Origin of the sequence: Janthinobacterium sp. HH102, assembly GCF_001758625.2 — a bacterium.
Lineage (GTDB): Bacteria > Pseudomonadota > Gammaproteobacteria > Burkholderiales > Burkholderiaceae_D > Janthinobacterium.
This window is the reverse complement of sequence record NZ_CP062062.1, coordinates 6,022,214-6,039,720: the sequence shown is the minus strand read 5'-3', so window position 1 is coordinate 6,039,720 and position 17,507 is coordinate 6,022,214. Positions and strand designations below refer to the sequence as shown.

Annotated in this window: 16 protein-coding genes; 3 read left to right on the top strand and 13 right to left on the bottom strand. The window is 63.6% G+C overall.

Annotated elements, in window-relative coordinates:
* The gene (locus tag JAB4_RS27510; protein WP_034746036.1) at positions 1 to 333 is read left to right on the top strand and encodes a helix-turn-helix domain-containing protein; all 333 of its coding nucleotides are present in this window, start codon (positions 1 to 3) and stop codon (positions 331 to 333) included.
* 6 nt (positions 334 to 339) lie between these two features.
* Here JAB4_RS27510 and panB read toward each other — a convergent pair whose 3' ends face one another.
* From panB to JAB4_RS27480, 6 genes are all read right to left on the bottom strand, one after another.
* Positions 340 to 1,215 carry a 3-methyl-2-oxobutanoate hydroxymethyltransferase gene (panB, locus tag JAB4_RS27505; protein WP_175444712.1) on the bottom strand — a complete coding sequence of 292 codons (876 nt, stop codon included), beginning with the start codon at positions 1,213 to 1,215 and terminating at the stop codon, positions 340 to 342.
* Between the two features lie 108 nt (positions 1,216 to 1,323).
* On the bottom strand, positions 1,324 to 1,800 hold the full coding sequence (gene folK, locus JAB4_RS27500; protein WP_070220409.1) for a 2-amino-4-hydroxy-6-hydroxymethyldihydropteridine diphosphokinase: 477 nt from the start codon (positions 1,798 to 1,800) through the stop codon (positions 1,324 to 1,326).
* Positions 1,800 to 3,170, bottom strand: coding sequence for a polynucleotide adenylyltransferase PcnB (gene pcnB, locus JAB4_RS27495; protein ID WP_070220407.1), 1,371 nt, complete (start codon positions 3,168 to 3,170; stop codon positions 1,800 to 1,802). The genes folK and pcnB overlap by 1 nt, the downstream gene beginning before the upstream one ends.
* Positions 3,163 to 3,834: an HAD family hydrolase gene (locus tag JAB4_RS27490; protein WP_070220747.1), complete on the bottom strand. Its 672-nt coding sequence runs from the start codon at positions 3,832 to 3,834 to the stop codon at positions 3,163 to 3,165. The genes pcnB and JAB4_RS27490 overlap by 8 nt, the downstream gene beginning before the upstream one ends.
* Positions 3,834 to 4,502: a DnaA regulatory inactivator Hda gene (gene hda / locus JAB4_RS27485; RefSeq protein ID WP_058048421.1), complete on the bottom strand. Its 669-nt coding sequence runs from the start codon at positions 4,500 to 4,502 to the stop codon at positions 3,834 to 3,836. Before hda ends, JAB4_RS27490 begins: the two co-directional genes overlap by 1 nt.
* A 208-nt stretch (positions 4,503 to 4,710) precedes the next feature.
* Positions 4,711 to 5,793, bottom strand: coding sequence for an AI-2E family transporter (locus JAB4_RS27480; protein ID WP_070220405.1), 1,083 nt, complete (start codon positions 5,791 to 5,793; stop codon positions 4,711 to 4,713).
* 188 nt (positions 5,794 to 5,981) lie between these two features.
* Here JAB4_RS27480 and purM point away from each other — a divergent pair, with 188 nt between their 5' ends.
* Complete coding sequence (purM, locus tag JAB4_RS27475; RefSeq protein ID WP_070220403.1) at positions 5,982 to 7,025, top strand: phosphoribosylformylglycinamidine cyclo-ligase; 1,044 nt, start codon at positions 5,982 to 5,984, stop codon at positions 7,023 to 7,025.
* 64 nt (positions 7,026 to 7,089) lie between these two features.
* On the opposite strand, the gene JAB4_RS27470 is transcribed toward purM, so the two are convergent.
* Positions 7,090 to 8,421 (bottom strand): MFS transporter, encoded by a 1,332-nt coding sequence (locus tag JAB4_RS27470; RefSeq protein WP_070220401.1) that lies wholly within the window; start codon positions 8,419 to 8,421, stop codon positions 7,090 to 7,092.
* Positions 8,422 to 8,539: 118 nt separating this feature from the next.
* Complete coding sequence (locus tag JAB4_RS27465) at positions 8,540 to 10,156, bottom strand: choline dehydrogenase (RefSeq protein ID WP_070220399.1); 1,617 nt, start codon at positions 10,154 to 10,156, stop codon at positions 8,540 to 8,542.
* Between the two features lie 163 nt (positions 10,157 to 10,319).
* Here JAB4_RS27465 and JAB4_RS27460 point away from each other — a divergent pair, with 163 nt between their 5' ends.
* Positions 10,320 to 11,177 carry an IclR family transcriptional regulator gene (locus tag JAB4_RS27460; RefSeq protein WP_083287015.1) on the top strand — a complete coding sequence of 286 codons (858 nt, stop codon included), beginning with the start codon at positions 10,320 to 10,322 and terminating at the stop codon, positions 11,175 to 11,177.
* 123 nt (positions 11,178 to 11,300) lie between these two features.
* Here JAB4_RS27460 and JAB4_RS27455 read toward each other — a convergent pair whose 3' ends face one another.
* The 5 genes from JAB4_RS27455 to JAB4_RS27435 form a co-directional block, all read right to left on the bottom strand.
* Positions 11,301 to 12,527, bottom strand: a complete 1,227-nt coding sequence (locus tag JAB4_RS27455) for a 6-phosphofructokinase (RefSeq protein ID WP_070220397.1) — start codon at positions 12,525 to 12,527, stop codon at positions 11,301 to 11,303.
* Positions 12,528 to 12,636: 109 nt separating this feature from the next.
* The gene (locus tag JAB4_RS27450) at positions 12,637 to 14,685 is read right to left on the bottom strand and encodes a sodium:solute symporter family protein (RefSeq protein ID WP_070220395.1); all 2,049 of its coding nucleotides are present in this window, start codon (positions 14,683 to 14,685) and stop codon (positions 12,637 to 12,639) included.
* Positions 14,682 to 14,996, bottom strand: coding sequence for a DUF4212 domain-containing protein (locus tag JAB4_RS27445; RefSeq protein ID WP_083287014.1), 315 nt, complete (start codon positions 14,994 to 14,996; stop codon positions 14,682 to 14,684). Before JAB4_RS27445 ends, JAB4_RS27450 begins: the two co-directional genes overlap by 4 nt.
* The gene (locus JAB4_RS27440) at positions 14,989 to 16,527 is read right to left on the bottom strand and encodes a sensor histidine kinase (protein ID WP_070220393.1); all 1,539 of its coding nucleotides are present in this window, start codon (positions 16,525 to 16,527) and stop codon (positions 14,989 to 14,991) included. The genes JAB4_RS27445 and JAB4_RS27440 overlap by 8 nt, the downstream gene beginning before the upstream one ends.
* Positions 16,524 to 17,258 carry a response regulator transcription factor gene (locus JAB4_RS27435; RefSeq protein WP_070220391.1) on the bottom strand — a complete coding sequence of 245 codons (735 nt, stop codon included), beginning with the start codon at positions 17,256 to 17,258 and terminating at the stop codon, positions 16,524 to 16,526. The genes JAB4_RS27440 and JAB4_RS27435 overlap by 4 nt, the downstream gene beginning before the upstream one ends.
* Positions 17,259 to 17,507: the final 249 nt, after the last annotated feature.

Here is a 17,507-nt window from a genome sequence, read left to right as displayed (position 1 = left end):
ATGGCGCGTACAAAGAAGACCGTTGACAAGGAAGAGTTGCGGCAGCGCAGGGCAGTGCTTTACGAAGCCATTGAAGCAGGAGCCGTCACGCTACAGCATGCCGTCAAGGAAATGCGCGCCATCTCGCGCATGACGCAGGCAGAGTTTGCGACGCATCGGGGCGTGAGCACGAAGGTTATCAAGGAGATCGAGAGCGGCAAGGGCAACCCGACCATCCAGACGCTGAACCGTATCGGGCAATTCTTTGGCCTGGAGGTGGCCTTTGTACGGACAGAAACGCTGCGCGAAAAAAAAATCGCCCCGGCGAGTACCGGGGCGATATCGCCTCAATAGACTACATCAGAAGCAGTGTTCCAGCGCCGGGAAGCTGCCATCCTTGACGGCTTTGACGTAGCCGGTGACGGCGTCGTCGATGCTGGCCGCGCCTTCCATGAAGTTGCGCACGAAGCGCGCCTTGCGGCCTGGGAAGACACCCAGCATGTCGTGCATGACGAGGACCTGGCCCGAGCAGTCTGGGCCGGCGCCGATGCCGATGGTGGGAATCGTCAGCATGGCGGTCACTTCCTTGCCCAGCTGCGACGGCATGGCTTCCATCAGCACGATGGCGGCGCCCGCGTTTTGCAGCACCAGTGCGTCGTTTTTCAGCTCGGCGGCGCTTTCCGTGCTCTTGCCCTGCACCTTATAGCCGCCCAGCTGGTGCACGAATTGCGGCGTCAGGCCGATGTGGGCGCAGATGGGGATGCCGCGCTCGGTGAGGAAACGGACGGTCTCGGCCAGCCAGGCGCCGCCTTCGATCTTGATCATGTGCGCGCCCGCCTGCATCAGGATGACGGCGTTGGCGTAAGCCGTTTCAGGCGTGCCGTACGCGCCGAACGGCAGGTCGGACAGGATCATGGCCGACTTGCTGCCGCGCGCGACGGAAGCCGTGTGGTAAGCCAGTTCGGCCACGGTGACGGGCAGGGTGGAGTTCAGGCCGTTGCAGACCATGCCGAGCGAATCGCCGATCAGCAGGATCTCCACGCCGCAGCGGTCCATCAGCGACGCGAAGCTGGCGTCATAGCAGGTCAGCATGGAGATCTTTTCGCCGGCGGCGCGCAACGTGGCCAGGGTATGGATGGTCACGGCCTTGTTGGCGACAGGCTTGGATGGCGCCGGCGCCGGTGTGGCGGCCTTGTCTTTTGCGGCCAGATCTGTTCCTTGCAAATAAGCGGACATAGGTATTCTCTAGAGTGAAAGGGGGGTGATGCTATTGCGACGCCGCTAGTGTAGTACTTTATAGGGCGGCGTGCAGGGGCGGCATTGTAGAGCAATGCCGCGTGGCGCTCAGAGTTGGCTGATGGCCTGGTCCGCCACGCCCGCCAGGTAGCCTTGCGCCGGGCCGAGGCCGGGCACGGCGATGGCCGGCGCCAGGGCCAGCAGCGGCACCAGCACGAAGGCGCGCTCGGTGAGGCGCGGATGCGGTACCGTCAGGGTGGTGCTGGCGATCTGTGCATCGCCATACAGCAGCAAGTCGAGGTCCAGGGTGCGCGGGGCGTTGCGGTAGGGCCGTTCGCGCCCGTGCGCCGCCTCGATGGCGTGCAGGGCCAGCAGCAGTTCCTCCGCCGGCAGGGTGGTCGCGATGCGCGCCACGGCGTTGATGTAGTCGTCGCCGCTGGAATCGATGGGTGCCGTGCGGTAGCTTGCCGAGGCGTCCAGCAAGCTGGCGCCGGGCAGGCGCGCCAGACGCGCGATCGCCTCCTGCACGTTGGCGCGCGCGTCGCCCAGGTTGGCCCCGATGCCGATGTAAGCGATCACTGACATTATTCGCCGCTGCTGCTGCCGGTGGTGGTGCCGCCGCCCGTTTTGCTGCGCGTGCTGCGGCGCGGCGGGCGCTTCTTCTTGACGGCGCCCGGCGCGGCATTGGCGCTGACGAGCAGCGCTTCGCGCGTTTCCTCGTCGCCTTCATAAAAGGCCGTCCACCATTCGCCGATGTCCGCGTCGATCTCGCCCGAGGCGCAGCGCAGCAGCAGGAAGTCGTAGCCGGCGCGGAAGCGCAGGTGCTCGAGCAGTTTGTACGGCGCCTTGCCGACCCGGCGCTCGAAGCGGGGCTGCATCGACCAGATGTCGCGCATGTCGGAACCGATCTTGCGCTGCAAGGCCAGTTTTTCCGTCTGCGAATCGAGCACGTCGTCGGCCGCCAGGTGCAGCGCGGGGATGGTCGACTCGCCGGCGGCGCGGTAGGCCGTCCATTTTTCCAGCACCTGGTGCCACAGCAGCGAGGCAAACAGGAAGCCCGGCGAGACGGTCTTGCCGGCGGCGATGCGCTGGTCCGTGGCGTCCAGCGCCAGGGTGACGAATTTCGCGCCCAGCGGCTGTTCCAGCACCACGTCGAGCAGCGGCAGCAGGCCGTGATGCAAGCCTTCCTTGCGCAGCTGCTGCAGGCAGGCCAGCGCGTGGCCGCTCATCAGCAGTTTCAGCATTTCGTCAAATACGCGCGGCGCCGGCACGTTGTTGATCAGCGGTGCCATGACGGGAATCGGCGCGGCCGTGTGCGGCTCGATGGTGAATTTCAGCTTGGCGGCGAAGCGCACCACGCGCAGCATGCGCACGGGGTCTTCGCGATAGCGCTCTTCCGGCTTGCCGATCATGCGCAAAGTCTTGGCGCGGATGTCTTCCACGCCGCCGTGGTAATCGAGCACTTCCTGCGTGGCCGGGTTGTAGTACATGGCGTTGATGGTGAAGTCGCGGCGCAGCGCGTCTTCATGCTGCAAACCGAAGGTGTTGTCGCGCAGGACGCGGCCATGTTCATCCTTGGGCGCGGAATCGGCGCCGGCGCCGCGGAAGGTCGTCACTTCCAGCAAATCCTGGCCGAACATCACGTGCACGATCTGGAAGCGCTTGCCGATGATGAAGGCGCGGCGGAACAAGCGCTTGACCTGTTCCGGCGTGGCGTTGGTGGCGATGTCGAAGTCTTTGGGTTTGACGCCCAGCAGCAGGTCGCGCACGGCGCCGCCGACGACAAAGGCCTCGAAGCCCGCTTCCTGCAGGCTGCTGGTGACGCGGATGGCATTCGACGATACCAGTTTCGGATCGATTCCGTGTTGCGCAGGACCGAGCACGATGGGTGCCGTGGTGTCGCGCGCTGCCTCTTTTTTAACGCCGAGGATCTTGCGGATGAATTTTTTAATCATTGAATAAGTGGAGTGATGGCCAGCCGTGGAGGGATGCGTGTGCGCTCAAAGCGGTGTTGGGATTGGTCGCGACCGGGTGGGTCACGACCGACAGCAAGGGAATATCGTTGTGCGAATCGCTGTAAAAATAGCTGCGCTCGAACTGCCCCAGTTCCTTTCCCATCTTTTCCAGCCAGGCGTGGGTGTGGGTCAGCTTGCCCGCGCCCAAGGTCGGCGTGCCCAGCAGCTTGCCCGTGACATTGCCTGCGTCGTCATATTCGGGCATGGCAGCCAGCAGGTGCTCGACGCCGAGCGCATCGGCGATGGGTTTGGTGATGAAATGGTTGGTGGCCGTGACGATGGCCAGCAAATCGCCTGCGTCCTGGTGCTGTTTCAGCAGGGCAACGACTTCCGGGCGGATGGCCGGCAAGACCACTTCGGCCATGAATTGGCGGTGCAGCGCTTCGAGGCGTTCGCGCGGGAATTGCGCCAGGGTGCCGAGCGAAAATTCCAGGTATTCCACCGGATCGAGCGTGCCGGCCTGGTATTGCGCGAAAAATTCGTCGTTGCGGCGGGTGAATTCGGCGGCGTCCACGGCACCGATGCGTACCAGGAATTCGCCCCACTCGTGATCCGAGTCGATGGGCAGCAGGGTGTGGTCGAGGTCAAACAGGGCCAGATTCATCATTCTTTCGCTTCCGCCTGCAGCAACTCGCGCAACAATGGCAAGGTGATCGGGCGTTGGGTTTCCAGGGAGTAGAGGTCGAGAGAGTCCAGCATCGTCGACAGCGAACGCATGTCGCGCCGGAAATGGGACAGCAGATAGGGTAACACGCCCGGCGACAAGGTCAAGCCGCGGGTGGTGGCCGCCTGGGTCAGGGCGGCGATTTTTTCATCGTCCGTCAAGCCGTGGATCTGGTAGATCAGGCCCCAGCCCATGCGCGTGCGCAAGTCTTCGCGCACGGGCAGCACGGCCGGCGGCACGGCGCCGCTGCACACCATGAACGCCTTGTTGGCGCGGATCTCATTGAACAGGGCAAAGGCGTCGATCTGCGCCAGCGGCGACAGTTTTTCGCAGTCGTCGAGCAGGTACAGATCCACGTCGGGCGAATACACGAATTCGGACTCGATCGAGAACGGCGAAATGTAGCGCGCGCGCTCGGTGCTGGCCAGGGCCTTGAGCAGGTGGCTCTTGCCGGCGGCCAGTTCGCCCCACAGGTAGGCAAAATGTTCGCGCGACGTGCGCGCGGCGAACTGGCGCATCAGCTGCGCCACTTCGGCATTCTGTCCCACCTCGAAGGTATCGAGGCTGTGCGCCTGGTCTGTGCCTAAATCGAGCACCAGTTGTTTCATGGCGTACGCCTTGTCCTGTTTTTCATTACTGCTTGTGCGTCGTCGTCGCTGTTGTTAGTTTAACATTTTTGTGTCGGGTGCCTGACAGAAGCGTAGCGAGCGGCAGCGATTTGTGGCCGAGAAGCGCAACCGTACTTGAGTACGGTGAGCATCGCCGGCCGCAAAGTGCGACGCGCAGTCGCTTATGTCGCTTATGTCAGTCACCTTGTCACGCATTATAGAAGGTGCTGGACAGGTAGTGGCGTCTTAGATGCTTAAAAGCGACCATCAGGACGGCAGAAGCGGGTAAAGCGAGCAAAACGCCGACGAAACCGAACAATTGTCCGAAAGCCAATAGAGCGAAGATCACGGCCAGCGGGTTCAGGCCGATGCGCTCGCCCACCAGGCGCGGCGTGAGGAAAAAGCCTTCGATGACCTGGCCGCAGCCATAGATGACAGCCACGGCGATGACGCCGCTCCAGTCGGCAAACTGCAGCAGGGCGGCGATCAGCGCCAGCATCAGGCCCAGGCCGAAGCCCAGGTAGGGGATGAACACCAGCAAGCCCGTGATGATGCCCACAGGCAATGCGACTTCAAAACCGGCGATGGCCAGCGCCACCGAGTAATACGTGGCCAGCACCAGCATGACGAGCAACTGGCCGCGCAGGTATTGCGCCAGCAGGGTATCGACTTCCTGCGCCATGCCCACCGTGCGGCCGACCCAGCGGCGCGGCACGGCGCCGGCGATGCGCGCCAGCATCGGATGCCAGTCCAGCAACAGATAGAACAGCACCACGGGAATGAGCACGACGGTGGCCAGCCAGCCCAGCACGGCCGTGCCGCCGATGCGGGCCGAGGCCAGCACGGTGCTCCAGATTTCATCGCCGCTGGTGGCCATCTGCTGGCTCAGCATGCGCTTGATGCCCGTGCCGTCCAGGCGCACGCGGATGCCCAGGTCGCGCAGTTTCGGCGCCAGGAACTCGTTCGCCTTGCTGAGGAATTGCGGAATCTGCGCCTGCAGCAGCGGGATTTCCTTTTGCAGCACAGGCACGACGATCAGCACGAGCGCCGTGATGGCGAGGAAAAACAACACTACGACGACCAGCACGGCCAGCGGACGGGGCACGTAAAAGCGCCGGTAATGCAGGCGCTGCAAGCGGTCCACGCCGGGATTGAGCACGTAGGCGAGGATGGCGGCGGCCAGGAAGGGCGTCAGGATGGGGCCCAGGCTGACGAGCAGCAGCAAGAATGCCAGCCAGACCGCGATCCAAAATGCTGTTTGCTTCTGTTCGGCGGTGATGGCGAATGGCATGGAGTTTGTGCTGTTGCGTTAAAAAAAGGCAGTTAATTACGAAATGGCGGGGCAGTTTGATAAAATAGCGTCTTGATCGACCGAATTCACCCGCTGGCGCCCTGCCGCACGATGTTGAAAAACATGCTTGCGCGCGCGTGTCGGCGGGTATCCGCCTTCTATTTTACCGCCTCCGCTGCCACCACACCATGAACCAGACTTCTAATGTTTCCCTTTCCTACCGTGACGCTGGCGTCGATATCGACGCAGGCGACGCTTTAGTCGAAGCAATCAAGCCGTTTGCCAAGCGCACCCTGCGCGAAGGCGTGATGGGCGGCCTGGGCGGTTTTGGCGCCATGTTTGAAATCAGCAAGAAGTACAAGGAACCGGTGCTGGTCTCGGGCACCGACGGCGTGGGCACGAAATTGCGCCTGGCGTTCGAACTGAACCGCCACGACACGGTCGGCATCGACCTCGTCGCCATGAGCGTCAACGACATCCTCGTGCAAGGCGCCGAACCGCTGTTCTTCCTCGATTATTTTGCTTGCGGCAAGCTGGACGTGGCCATCGCCACCGACGTCATCAAGGGCATCGCCCAGGGTTGCGAACAAGCGGGTTGCGCGCTGATCGGCGGCGAAACGGCGGAAATGCCGAGCATGTACCCGGCCGGCGAATACGACCTGGCAGGTTTTGCCGTCGGCGCCGTGGAAAAATCGAAAATCATCGACGGCACCAAGATCGCCCCGGGCGACGTGGTGCTGGGCCTGGCCTCGTCGGGCGTGCACTCGAACGGTTACTCGCTGGTGCGCAAGATCATCGAAGTGGCGAAGCCGGACCTGGAAGGCGACTTCCACGGCCGTAAACTCGCCGACGTGCTGATGCAGCCGACGCGCATCTACGTCAAGCCGTTGCTGGCGCTGATGGACGCCATGGAAGTGAAGGGCATGGTGCACATCACCGGCGGCGGCCTGGTGGAAAACATCCCGCGCGTGCTGCAGCCCGGCCTGGTGGCCGAACTGGACTCGAAGGCATGGACCATGCCGCCGCTGTTCACGTGGCTGCAACAGCACGGCGGCGTGGCTGACGCCGAGATGCACCGCGTCTTCAACTGCGGCATCGGCATGACCGTCATCGTCGCGCAGGAAAACGCGGACGCCGCCATTGCGCAATTGCAAGCGGCCGGCGAAACCGTCTCGCGCATCGGCACCATCCGCGCCCGCGTAGGCGACGAGCACCAGACGATCGTGATCTAAGTTTCAGCACGCATGGAAAAGGCAGGCGCTCGGAAGAGGCCTGCCTTTTTTACGCCCGGATGTCTTACCGCGCGTGCGCCGGCTTCATGCGGCCATCCGGCTGGGAGCCGCCCCTGCCGATCATGGCCACGCTGACGGCCGAGACGAGGGAGGCGAACAGGATGTAGCCGACGATGTGCCACGGCTCGCCATTGCCCGTCTTGAGCAGGTAGGTGGCGATGATGGGCGTCAGGCCGCTGGCGAAGATGCCGGAGAACTGGTACACGAAGGAGATGCCCGTGTAGCGCACCTTGGCGTCGAACAGGTCGCAGAACAAGGCCGCTTCCGGGCCGTACACGGCCGAATACAGCACGCCCAGCGGGATGATCACGGAACACCACAGCAGCAGCGGATTGCCGGCGTGGTGCAGCATGATCCAGAAGGCGGGAATGGCCGACACGCCCGTGATCAAGGAGCCCCAGAAAAACACCTTGCTGCGGCCGATGCGGTCCGACAGGCGGCCGAAGAAGGGGATGCAAAAGCACATCACGACGGCCGACGCCATCACGCCCATCAGCGCTTCCGTGCGGTCTATCTTGATGATGTTGGTCAGATAGGTGATGGAAAACACGCCGAAGATATTGAAGAACACGCCGTCGATATAGCGCGCGCCCATGCCTTTTAATACATTGCCCGGATAGCGCTTCAGCAGGTCGAAAAATGGAATCTGCGTCTCCGCGTTCTTTTCCTTGACGGCCTGGAACTCGGGCGTTTCCATCACGTTCAGGCGTATCCACATGCCGATGAAGACGAGGGCGGCCGACAGGATGAAGGCCACGCGCCAGCCCCAGGACAGGAATTGCGCGTCCGTCAGGCTGTAGGACAGGATCGCCACCACGCCCGACGCGAGGCACAGGCCGATGGCCAGGCCGATCTGCGGCAGGCTGGCGTAGAAGCCGCGCTCTTTTGGGGGCGCATATTCGTATGCCATCAGCACGGCGCCGCCCCACTCGCCACCGAGGCCGATACCTTGCAGCACGCGCAGGAATAGCAGCAGGCCCGGCGCCCAGTAGCCGATGTGGTCGTAGGTCGGCAGCACGCCGATCAGGAAAGTGGAAATGCCCATGATCATCAGGGTCATGACCAGCATGCTCTTGCGGCCGATCTTGTCGCCGAAGTGGCCGAAGATCACGCCGCCGATGGGACGCGACAGAAAGCCCACGGCGAAGGTGCCGTAGGCCAGCATGGTCGAGACGAGCGGATCGCCGCCCGGGAAATACAGTTTGCTGAATACGATGCCGGCGACGACGCCGTATAAAAAGAAGTCGTACCATTCGATGGTGGCGCCGATCACGCTGGCCATCACGACTTTCCGCAGCTCTTGGGCTTTTTTCGGATTGCTGGGATTGTTGTCCATATCTAGTCTCCAATCGATATCGATTATGTGTTTGATGCCTGGCTTGTTGCCGGGTCATTGGAGGCGGGGCCGCCTGCCCGCCGCTGACATCCTCCTTGCCGGGAATGGAATGGGTGGGTCAGGCCGCCTGCGGCAGCCGCACGGCGTCCGCCAGTATCATGTCGGCCGCTTTTTCGGCGATCATGATGGTGGGCGCATTCGTATTGCCCGAGACGATTTCCGGCATGATCGACGCATCGACCACGCGCAGGTTCTGCATGCCGTGCACGCGCAGGCGGTCGTCGACGACGGCCATGTCGTCGTGGCCCATCTTGCAGGTGCCGCTCGGGTGGTAGATCGACTGGCTGAAGCGGCGCGCCGCATCCAGCAGCTGCGCATCCGTCTCGAACTGCGGGCCGGGCACGAACTCTGAAATGATGTGCGGCGCCAGCGACGGCGCGGCGGCGATTTTTCGGGCCACGCGCAGGGCGGCAATCGCCGTCCGCTGGTCGCGCGGGTCGGACAGGTAGTTCGGGTAGATGCCCGGATAGGCGAGGGGATCGGCGGACTTGATCGACACGTGGCCGCGGCTGTGCGGACGCAGCTGGCACACGGACGACGTAAACGCGGAAAACGGATGGGCGCCTTCGCCCGGCTTGTCGGCGCTCAGCGGCTGCATGTGGAACTGAATGTCGGGCCGCTCCACTTCGGGCGAGGATCGGGTAAATACCGTCACCTGGCTGGCTGCCAGAGTGAGGGGGCCGGAGCGGGAAAACACATATTGCATGCCCACCCACAGCTTGCCCCACAGGCTGTTGACTTCATCGTTCAGGGTTTTCAGGCGCGTCTTGAAGACGAGGCGGATTTGCAGATGGTCTTGCAGGTTCTGTCCCACGCCGGGCAAGTCGTGCACGAGCGGCACGCCCACTTGCTCGAGCAGCGCGCGCGGACCCACGCCCGAGCATTGCAGGATTTGCGGCGAGCCGATGGCGCCCGCGCATAAAATCACTTCGCCGCTGGCGCGCGCCTGGCGCAGCTGGCCATCCTGCCGGAACTCGATGCCGACGGCGCGCTTGCCCTCGAACAGCACGCGCGTGATTTGCGCGCGCACTTCCACGCGCAGATTGGCGCGCTTGCGGGCAGGCCGCAAAAAGGCTTTGGCCGTGCTCCAGCGCAAGCCCTTGCTGGCCGTCTGCTGGAAGTAGCCGACGCCTTCCTGCGTGGCGCCGTTGTAATCGGCATTGAAGGGGATACCGCTTTCCGTGGCGCCGGCGATGAAGTGCTCGGCGATGGGGCGGCGCAGCCGCAGGTCCGACACCTTTAACGGGCCGCCCACGCCGTGGTAATCGCTGGCGCCGCGTTCCTGGTCTTCCGATTTTTTAAAATAGGGCAGCACCTCGGCATAGCTCCAGCCTGCGTTGCCCAGTTCGGCCCAGCGGTCGTAGTCCTCTTTCTGTCCGCGCACATACAGCAAGCCGTTGAGCGAGCTGGAGCCGCCCAGGACCTTGCCGCGTGGCCATTGCAACTGGCGCCCGGCGATGCCGGCGTCCGCTTCCGTGCGGTAGCACCAGTCCAGCTTCGGGTCGTGCATGGTCTTGAAATAGCCGACCGGCACGTGTATCCAGGGATTGTTGTCCTTGCCGCCCGCTTCCAGCAGCAATACCCGGTGGTTGCTGTCGTGCGACAGGCGGTTGGCCAGCACGCAGCCGGCGGAACCGGCGCCGACGACGATGTAATCGTAGTGTGTTTGCAACATGGTGCTTGTCTCCTGCGTTGCGGTATCAGCTTGCCTCGGCGGGCGTTTTTTGCGATACACTGGTCTTTATTGATTATTTTTGGAACGTCTGGTTCCATTTATAAAAGACGTGCAGCACCGGGACAAGCGGAAACCGCCGCATACGCGAGAGGTGAAACAGAACATGCATGATGCGTTTCAAAAACGGCAGGCCGAGGCCGAAGAAGACAGCCCGGCGGGTGGAGCGGTTGGGGCCGGCGCGGCGGCCAGCCATGGCGACGAGGCGCGCGGCTTGCGCGTGCTGCGCCTGATCGAGCACCTGGCCAGCGCCAGCCAGCCCCTGACCCTGTCGCAGCTGGCGGCGCGCATGCAGGTGCCCAAGGCCAGCATGATGCGCCTGCTCGATACCCTGGAACAACATGGCTATGTGCTGCGCACGCCCGTGGGACGCGGCTATGTACCGGGTGCCGCATCGACCAACCTGGCGCTGGCGACCTTGCGCAACAATGCCCTGATCCGCGTGAGCCGCAGCATCCTGGGCAGCCTGGTGGCGGCCACGGGCGAGACGTGCAATCTGGCCATTCCCGAGGGCAATGCCGTCGTCTACGTGGACCGCGTGGAAACGCAGGAACCGCTGCGCCTGCACCTGGTGCTGGGCACGCGCGCGCCCATGCATTGCACGGCCAGCGGCAAGCTGTTCTTGGCGCACATGAGTTTGCTGGAGCGGCGCGAATTGCTGGCCATGCTGACTCTGGAGGCGCGCACGCCGAAAAGCATCACCGATCCCGTGCTGCTCGAGCGCGAGATCGTGCGCATCGCGCGGCTGGGCATCGGCATCGACGACGAGGAATTCGTGCACGGCATGGTGGCCGTGGCCGTGCCCATCTGCGCGGCGGACGGGCGCATCGTGGCGGCCGTCGCCTGCCACGCGCCCGTGGCGCGAAAGTCCGTGGAGCAGCTGATGCAACACGTACCGCAGCTCAAGGAAGCGGCCGTGAAACTGCGGCCGCTGCTGCTGGCAGAAACGGTTCACAACACCTAACAAAACCGTAGCGAGCGGATGTGAGTCGTGACCGAGACGCGCAGCTGTGCTGGGCACGGGGCCGCCGAGGCAGTGAGCATCGCAGGCCGCGACGCGCGACGCGCAGTAGGTTTGGTCAGGTGTTTAAGGTTTCAGGACCTTCGCCACCTTGGCCGCCCGCAGGCGGAATGCATCGGGCATGCCCGAACCCAGCAGCGGGCGCAGATACAGGCGGAAAGCATCGGTCACGTCCGTGCCGCTGGCGCTGATGAACTCGTCTTCCATGGTGCGCGTCTTGCCCGCGACCTCGGTCAGCGGCAGCAGTTCGTAGTCGACGGAATAAAAGCCCGTGCGCTTGATGGCGACGGAGCCGTCGCGGTCGCCCCACATGGCGAACTGCACGGCCTTCTCGCCCACTTCGCGGGCTTCGCGCTGGTCGACGTCGGAAACGCAGCCGATGAAGGAGCGTTGCAGATAGCCGAAGGTATCGCCGCGCACGCGCTTGATGCCGAGCTTGGCCTTGATTTCGTCGCACAGCAGGTCGGCCAGCGCGCCCGTGCCCGACAATTGCACATTGCCGTGCGCATCGCGTTCCACCTCATTGCCCACCTGCCTGGCCAGCAGGCTGGCGATCGGCTCGCCCGATGCATCGTGGATGCCTTCCGACACGGCGATCACGCAACGGCCATACTTTTCATAGGTGGCCTTCACGTCGGCAAGGAAATTTTCCAGCACGAAGACGCGCTCGGGCAGGTAGATCAGGTGCGGGCCATCGTCGGGGAACTTCTTGCCCAGCGCCGAGGCAGCCGTCAGAAAGCCCGCATGGCGGCCCATCACCACGCCCACGTACACGCCGGGCAAGGCCGCGTTGTCGAGGTTGGCACCGGCGAACGCTTGCGCGACGAAGCGCGCGGCCGAGGGAAAGCCGGGCGTGTGGTCGCTGCCCACCAGGTCGTTGTCGATGGTTTTCGGGATGTGGATGCAGCGCAGCGGATAGCCGGCCTTGTGCGCTTCCTCGCTGACGATGCGCACCGTGTCGGACGAGTCGTTGCCGCCGATGTAAAAGAAGTGCTCGATTTCGTGCGCGCGCAGCACTTCGAAGATTTGCTGGCAGTAGGCGATGTCGGGCTTGTCGCGCGTGGAACCGAGCGCCGAGGACGGCGTGGCGGCCACCAGTTCCAGGTTGTGGCTGGTTTCCTGCGTCAGATCGACGAACTCTTCATTGATGATGCCGCGCACGCCATGCAGGGCGCCATACACGCGCGTGACGTGCTGAAAACGCCGCGATTCGAGCACCACGCCCACCAGCGACTGGTTGATGACGGCGGTGGGGCCGCCTCCCTGGGCAACAAGAATTTTTCCAGACGGCATGGGATCTCCTCGTAAATAAAGCGGCCCTCCAGCCTACTCCTTTTTTAGCGGGACGCTGTCTTTTCCCTATGCCGCAAGGGGAATTGATCTGGCGGGCCGGCCTGCCTATTCATTCCGGCGCCCGGATATGCTCGACCAGTCCCCTGCTGCGCCGTCCCGGTGCCGGCGTCAGCCAGCTGACGAGGATGGCGGCGGCCAGGCCGGCCGGCACGCCGAAGATGCCGGCAGAAATAGGCGCAATGTGAAACCATTGGCCGCTGGCATTGCCGCCCAGCATGGTGCTCGTATGCAGCATGTAGTACAGGCAGACGCCAAAGCCCGCCAGCATGCCGGCCAGCGCGCCTTGGTAATTGGCGCGTTGCCAGAAGACACCGAGCACCAGCGGCGGGAACAGGGTCGAGGCGGCCAGTGAAAAGGCCACGCCCACCAGCGACAAAATGTCGGCCGGCTTTTGCGAGGCCGCATAGGCGGCGATGAAGGCCACGGCCAGCAGCAGCAGTTTGGAAATCGTCACGCGCTTTTGCGTCGAGGCGCTGGGATCGACCACCTTGTAATAGACGTCGTGCGACAGGGCGTTGGAGATGGCCAGCAGCAAACCGTCGGCCGTCGACAGGGCGGCGGCCAGGCCGCCGGCCGCCACCAGGCCGGAAATCACGTAGGGCAGGCCGGCGATCTCGGGCGTGGCCAGCACCAGCACGTCGGCGTCGATGGAAATTTCCGCCAGTTGCACGATGCCGTCGCGGTTGACATCGACGATGCTGATCAGGGGACTGAGCTTGTCCACGTTGGCCCAGTACGATACCCAGGTGGGCAGGTTCGCGTATTGCGTGCCGACCAGGGCCGAGTAAATGTCGTACTTGACCAGCACGGCCAGCGCGGGAATCGTGAGATAGATCAACAGGATGAAGAACAGGGTCCAGAACACGGACACGCGCGTTTCGTGCACGGACGGCGTGGTGTACGATCGCATGAGGATGTGGGGCAGGGCGGCCGTGCCCAGCATCATGCAAAACACGAGGGCCAGGAAATTGTTGCGCTTGATATCGGATTGCTCCCGGTCGGCGGCGGGAAACGGCTGCGCGTGCGGAATGATCGGCTCGGCGCGTTTCTGGTTTTGCGCCTGCATCGCCTGCCACAGCACGCGTGCCTCGTCGGGGCTCTTCGGATAGGCGATCAGGTAGCGCTCCGCGTTGCGGATGTCGAACAGCGAGGTATTGCGCTGGCGCAAACTGTCGAGCTGGCGCTGGGCCGCCAGACGGCCTTGCTCCCAGGAACCGGGCAAGCCGTCGATGCGCGCCTGGTAGCTGTGCGCGCGCTCGCGGAAGATGGCGCGCACTTCGTTTTCTTTCGGGTCCGTTTCCAGCACGTGTTCGCGCGCGCTCAGTTGCGGCAACACCTTGCCATAGGCGATCTGCGGCACGGGATTGTCCGCATGCTTGACCGACAGCCACATGGCGGGAATCAGAAAGGCAACGAGGATGATGATGTACTGCGCCACCTGCGTCCAGGTGATGGCGCGCATGCCGCCCAGAAAGGAGCAGACGAGGATGCTGGCCAGGCCCAGGAAGATGCCGACAGAAAAATCCACACCCGTGAAGCGCGAGGCGATCAGGCCGACGGCGTAGATCTGCGCCACGACATACGTGAACGACACGATGATGGTGGCGGCCACGGCCACCACGCGCACGCTGGCGCCCCGTTTGTCGGTGCCGCTGCCGTAGCGCGCGGCGAGGAAGTCGGGAATCGTGTACTGGCTGAACTTGCGCAGGTAGGGGGCGATCAATAGCGCCACCAGGCAATAGCCGCCCGTCCAGCCCATGATGAAGGCCAGGCCGTCGAAGCCGTTCAGGTACAGGCCGCCCGCCAGGCTGATGAAGCTGGCGGCCGAAATCCAGTCGGCGGCCGTGGCCATGCCGTTGAACATGGCCGGCACCCGGCGCCCCGCCACATAGTATTCGGTGACGTTCGAGGTGCGGCTGATGACGCCGATGGTGGCGTACAGGGTGATGGTGACGAGCATGAACAGGTAGCCGATCCACGCGCGCGGCATGCCTTCCTGTTCCAGCACCGACAGGGCCAGCAGGAAAGCGGCGAAACCGGCGGTAAACAGCAGGTAGTAACGGCACAGGCGCGCAAAGAAGCTGCGCTGGCCGCTCATGCTTGCTCCTCGGCATGGAAAGCCCGGTCCAGGCGCCGCATGCGCCAGGCATACAAGGCGATGATGGCCAGGTAGACGAGCGAGGCGCCCTGGGCCGCCATGTAGAAGGGCAGGGGCCAGCCGAACAGGTTCAGGTGCAACAGCTCGCGCGCATAGAACACGGTCAGGAAGCCCGTCAGCAGCCAGACCAGCAGCAGGATGGCCGTCAGGCGCCGCGTCTTGCTCCAGTGCACATCGCGGCGCGCCTGCAGTTCGGGGCCAGGCGTGCGCGCCGGCTGCGGCGGCGTTGCGGAAAGGCTGGGTTTATCCATACGTGATGTCATCCTCTTCTGGCGCTTCCGGCAACAGCAGGGCGATGCTCAGGCGCAGCAGGGTGCCTGGCAGCTTCGGCGAAGTGGCGCGCGGATTGTTAAAAATATCGACTTCGGCGCCATGCTGCTGCGCAATCTCGCGCACGATGGCCAGGCCCAGGCCGCTGCCGTCGACATTGCTGCCAAGAATGCGGTAAAAGCGCTCGAACACGTGGGCCCGTTCTGCCGGCGCAATGCCGGGCCCCGTATCTTCCACTTCCAGGATGGCCAGTTCCAGGGTGCTGCGCACGCGCACCGTGACGCTGCCGCCAGCTGGCGTGTAGCGCAAGGCATTGTCGATCAGATTGCTCAGCAGCTCGCGCAGCATCATGGCATTGCCGGAAATCATGATCGAATAGGCGGGCTGTTCGAAGCCCAGGTCGATATGCTGGGCAAACGAGGCTTGCACCCAGTCCTGCACCACGCCGCGCGCCAGTTCGCTCAGTTCGATCGGCTCGAACGCCGTGCCCGCCTGCGGCTGGTTTTCCGCGCGTGCCAGGGCCAGCAGCTGGTTGACCAGGCGCGTGGCCGCTTCCGAGCTTTTCGCCAGCTGCAGCAGCGAGCGGTGAATCTCGTCGTGGTCGGTCTGGCGCAGGGCCAGCTCCGATTGCATGCGCATGCCGGCCAGCGGCGTCTTCATCTGGTGCGCCGCATCGGCGATGAAGCGTTTCTGCATGTCGATCGACAGCGACAGGCGCGCCAGCATCTCGTTGAGCGAACCAACCAGCGGCGTGATTTCCTCGGGCACCTGGCCCGATTCGATGGGAGATAAATCGTCGGGCGGCCGGGCGCGTATGCGTTCCTGCAATTGCGCCAGCGGCGACAGCCCGCGCGCCAGGGCGAACCAGACCAGGGCCAGGATCACGGGCAGGATGATGAACTGCGGCAAAATCACGCCCTTGATGATTTCATTGGCCAGCTGGGCGCGCTTTTCCAGCGTCTCGGCCACTTGCACCAGCGCGCGGTGCGGTTCATCGTCGTTGCCGGCGGGAATATCGAGATAGCTGAACGCCACGCGCACGGGCGTACCGTGGATGGTGTCGTTGCGAAACAGCACCATGCCGCTGCGGTATTTGTCGGGGTCCTGCGGCGGCGGCAAGTCGCGGTCGCCGTCGAGGTATTCGCCGCGCGGACCCACCACCAGGTAATACAGGGTATCGACGTCGTCGCCGCGCAGGAAGTCGCGGCCCTTGTTATTGCTGTTCTTGTCCGGCACGCGGCGCAGCGGCGCGCCGTCGGCCTGCTTGACCTGTTGCGTCAGCACGGTGACGCTGTCTTCCAGCGCATGGTCGAACGGCTGATTGGCGATGCCCTTGGCCACCAGATAGGTGATGGCGATGCTCATCGGCCACAGCAGCAGCAGGGGCGCCAGCATCCAGTCGAGGATTTCGCCGAACAGCGAATGCTCGATGGTGTCGTCCTGCTCCGTTGTGGGCGGCTCGAACCAGTCGTCGTCGCCCGGCTCGTCCGCTGGCGCCTCGCGTGCCTTCACTTGCTGGCGGACCCGCTGGCCGGGGCTGCCGACTCGCCCGCTTCGGCGTTCAGGCGCGCCGCTTCCGAGTATTTTTCCAGGCAATAGCCGAGGCCGCGCACGGTGGCGATGCGCACGCCGCCCACCTCGATCTTCTTGCGCAGGCGGTGCACATACACTTCGATGGCGTTGTTCGACACTTCCTCGCCCCATTCGCACAGGTGGTCGACCAGCTGCTCTTTCGAGACGAGGCGGCCGGTGCGGCCCAGCAGGATTTCCAGCAAGCCCAGTTCGCGCGCCGACAGGTCGAGCATCTGGTCGTTGATGTAGGCGCTGCGCCCCACCTGGTCGTAGCTGAGGGGACCGTGCTTGATGATGGTGGCGCCGCCGCCGGCGCCGCGGCGCGTCAGGGCGCGCACTCTTGCCTCCAGTTCCGACAGGGCGAACGGCTTGGCCATATAATCATCGGCACCGAGGTCGAGGCCATTCACGCGTTGCTCGATGGAATCGGCGGCCGTCAGGATCAGCACGGGCAGCAGCGAGGCGCGCGCGCGCAGGCGGCGCAGCACTTCCAGGCCCGACATCTTCGGCAGGCCCAGGTCGAGGATCAGCAAGTCGAATTCCTGGGTGGACAGGGCCGTATCGGCTTCCTGCCCATTTTTGACGCAGTCGATGGCATAGCCCGACTGGCGCAGCGAACGGGTCAGGCCATCGGCCAGTACGCTGTCATCTTCGGCAAGTAAAATACGCATGGTGAGACTTCCTCGGCTTGCGGCATAGAAGCTTGTATTGTGTTTCATTTCCCGCAAGGTGGCGAGTTTTTGTGAAAAACCAGGCTTGTATTGATCTGTTTCAAAACAAATCCACGTTCCGCTTGCATTGATCACTGTTTTTTTATACAGTACTGTCTGTGTAAAGAATTTAACCCACTGGCGCTATCGCAGGCTGCACGGTTCACGTAGATGCGTCACGTGAATCCGCAACTGTAGAACGGCTGAAAG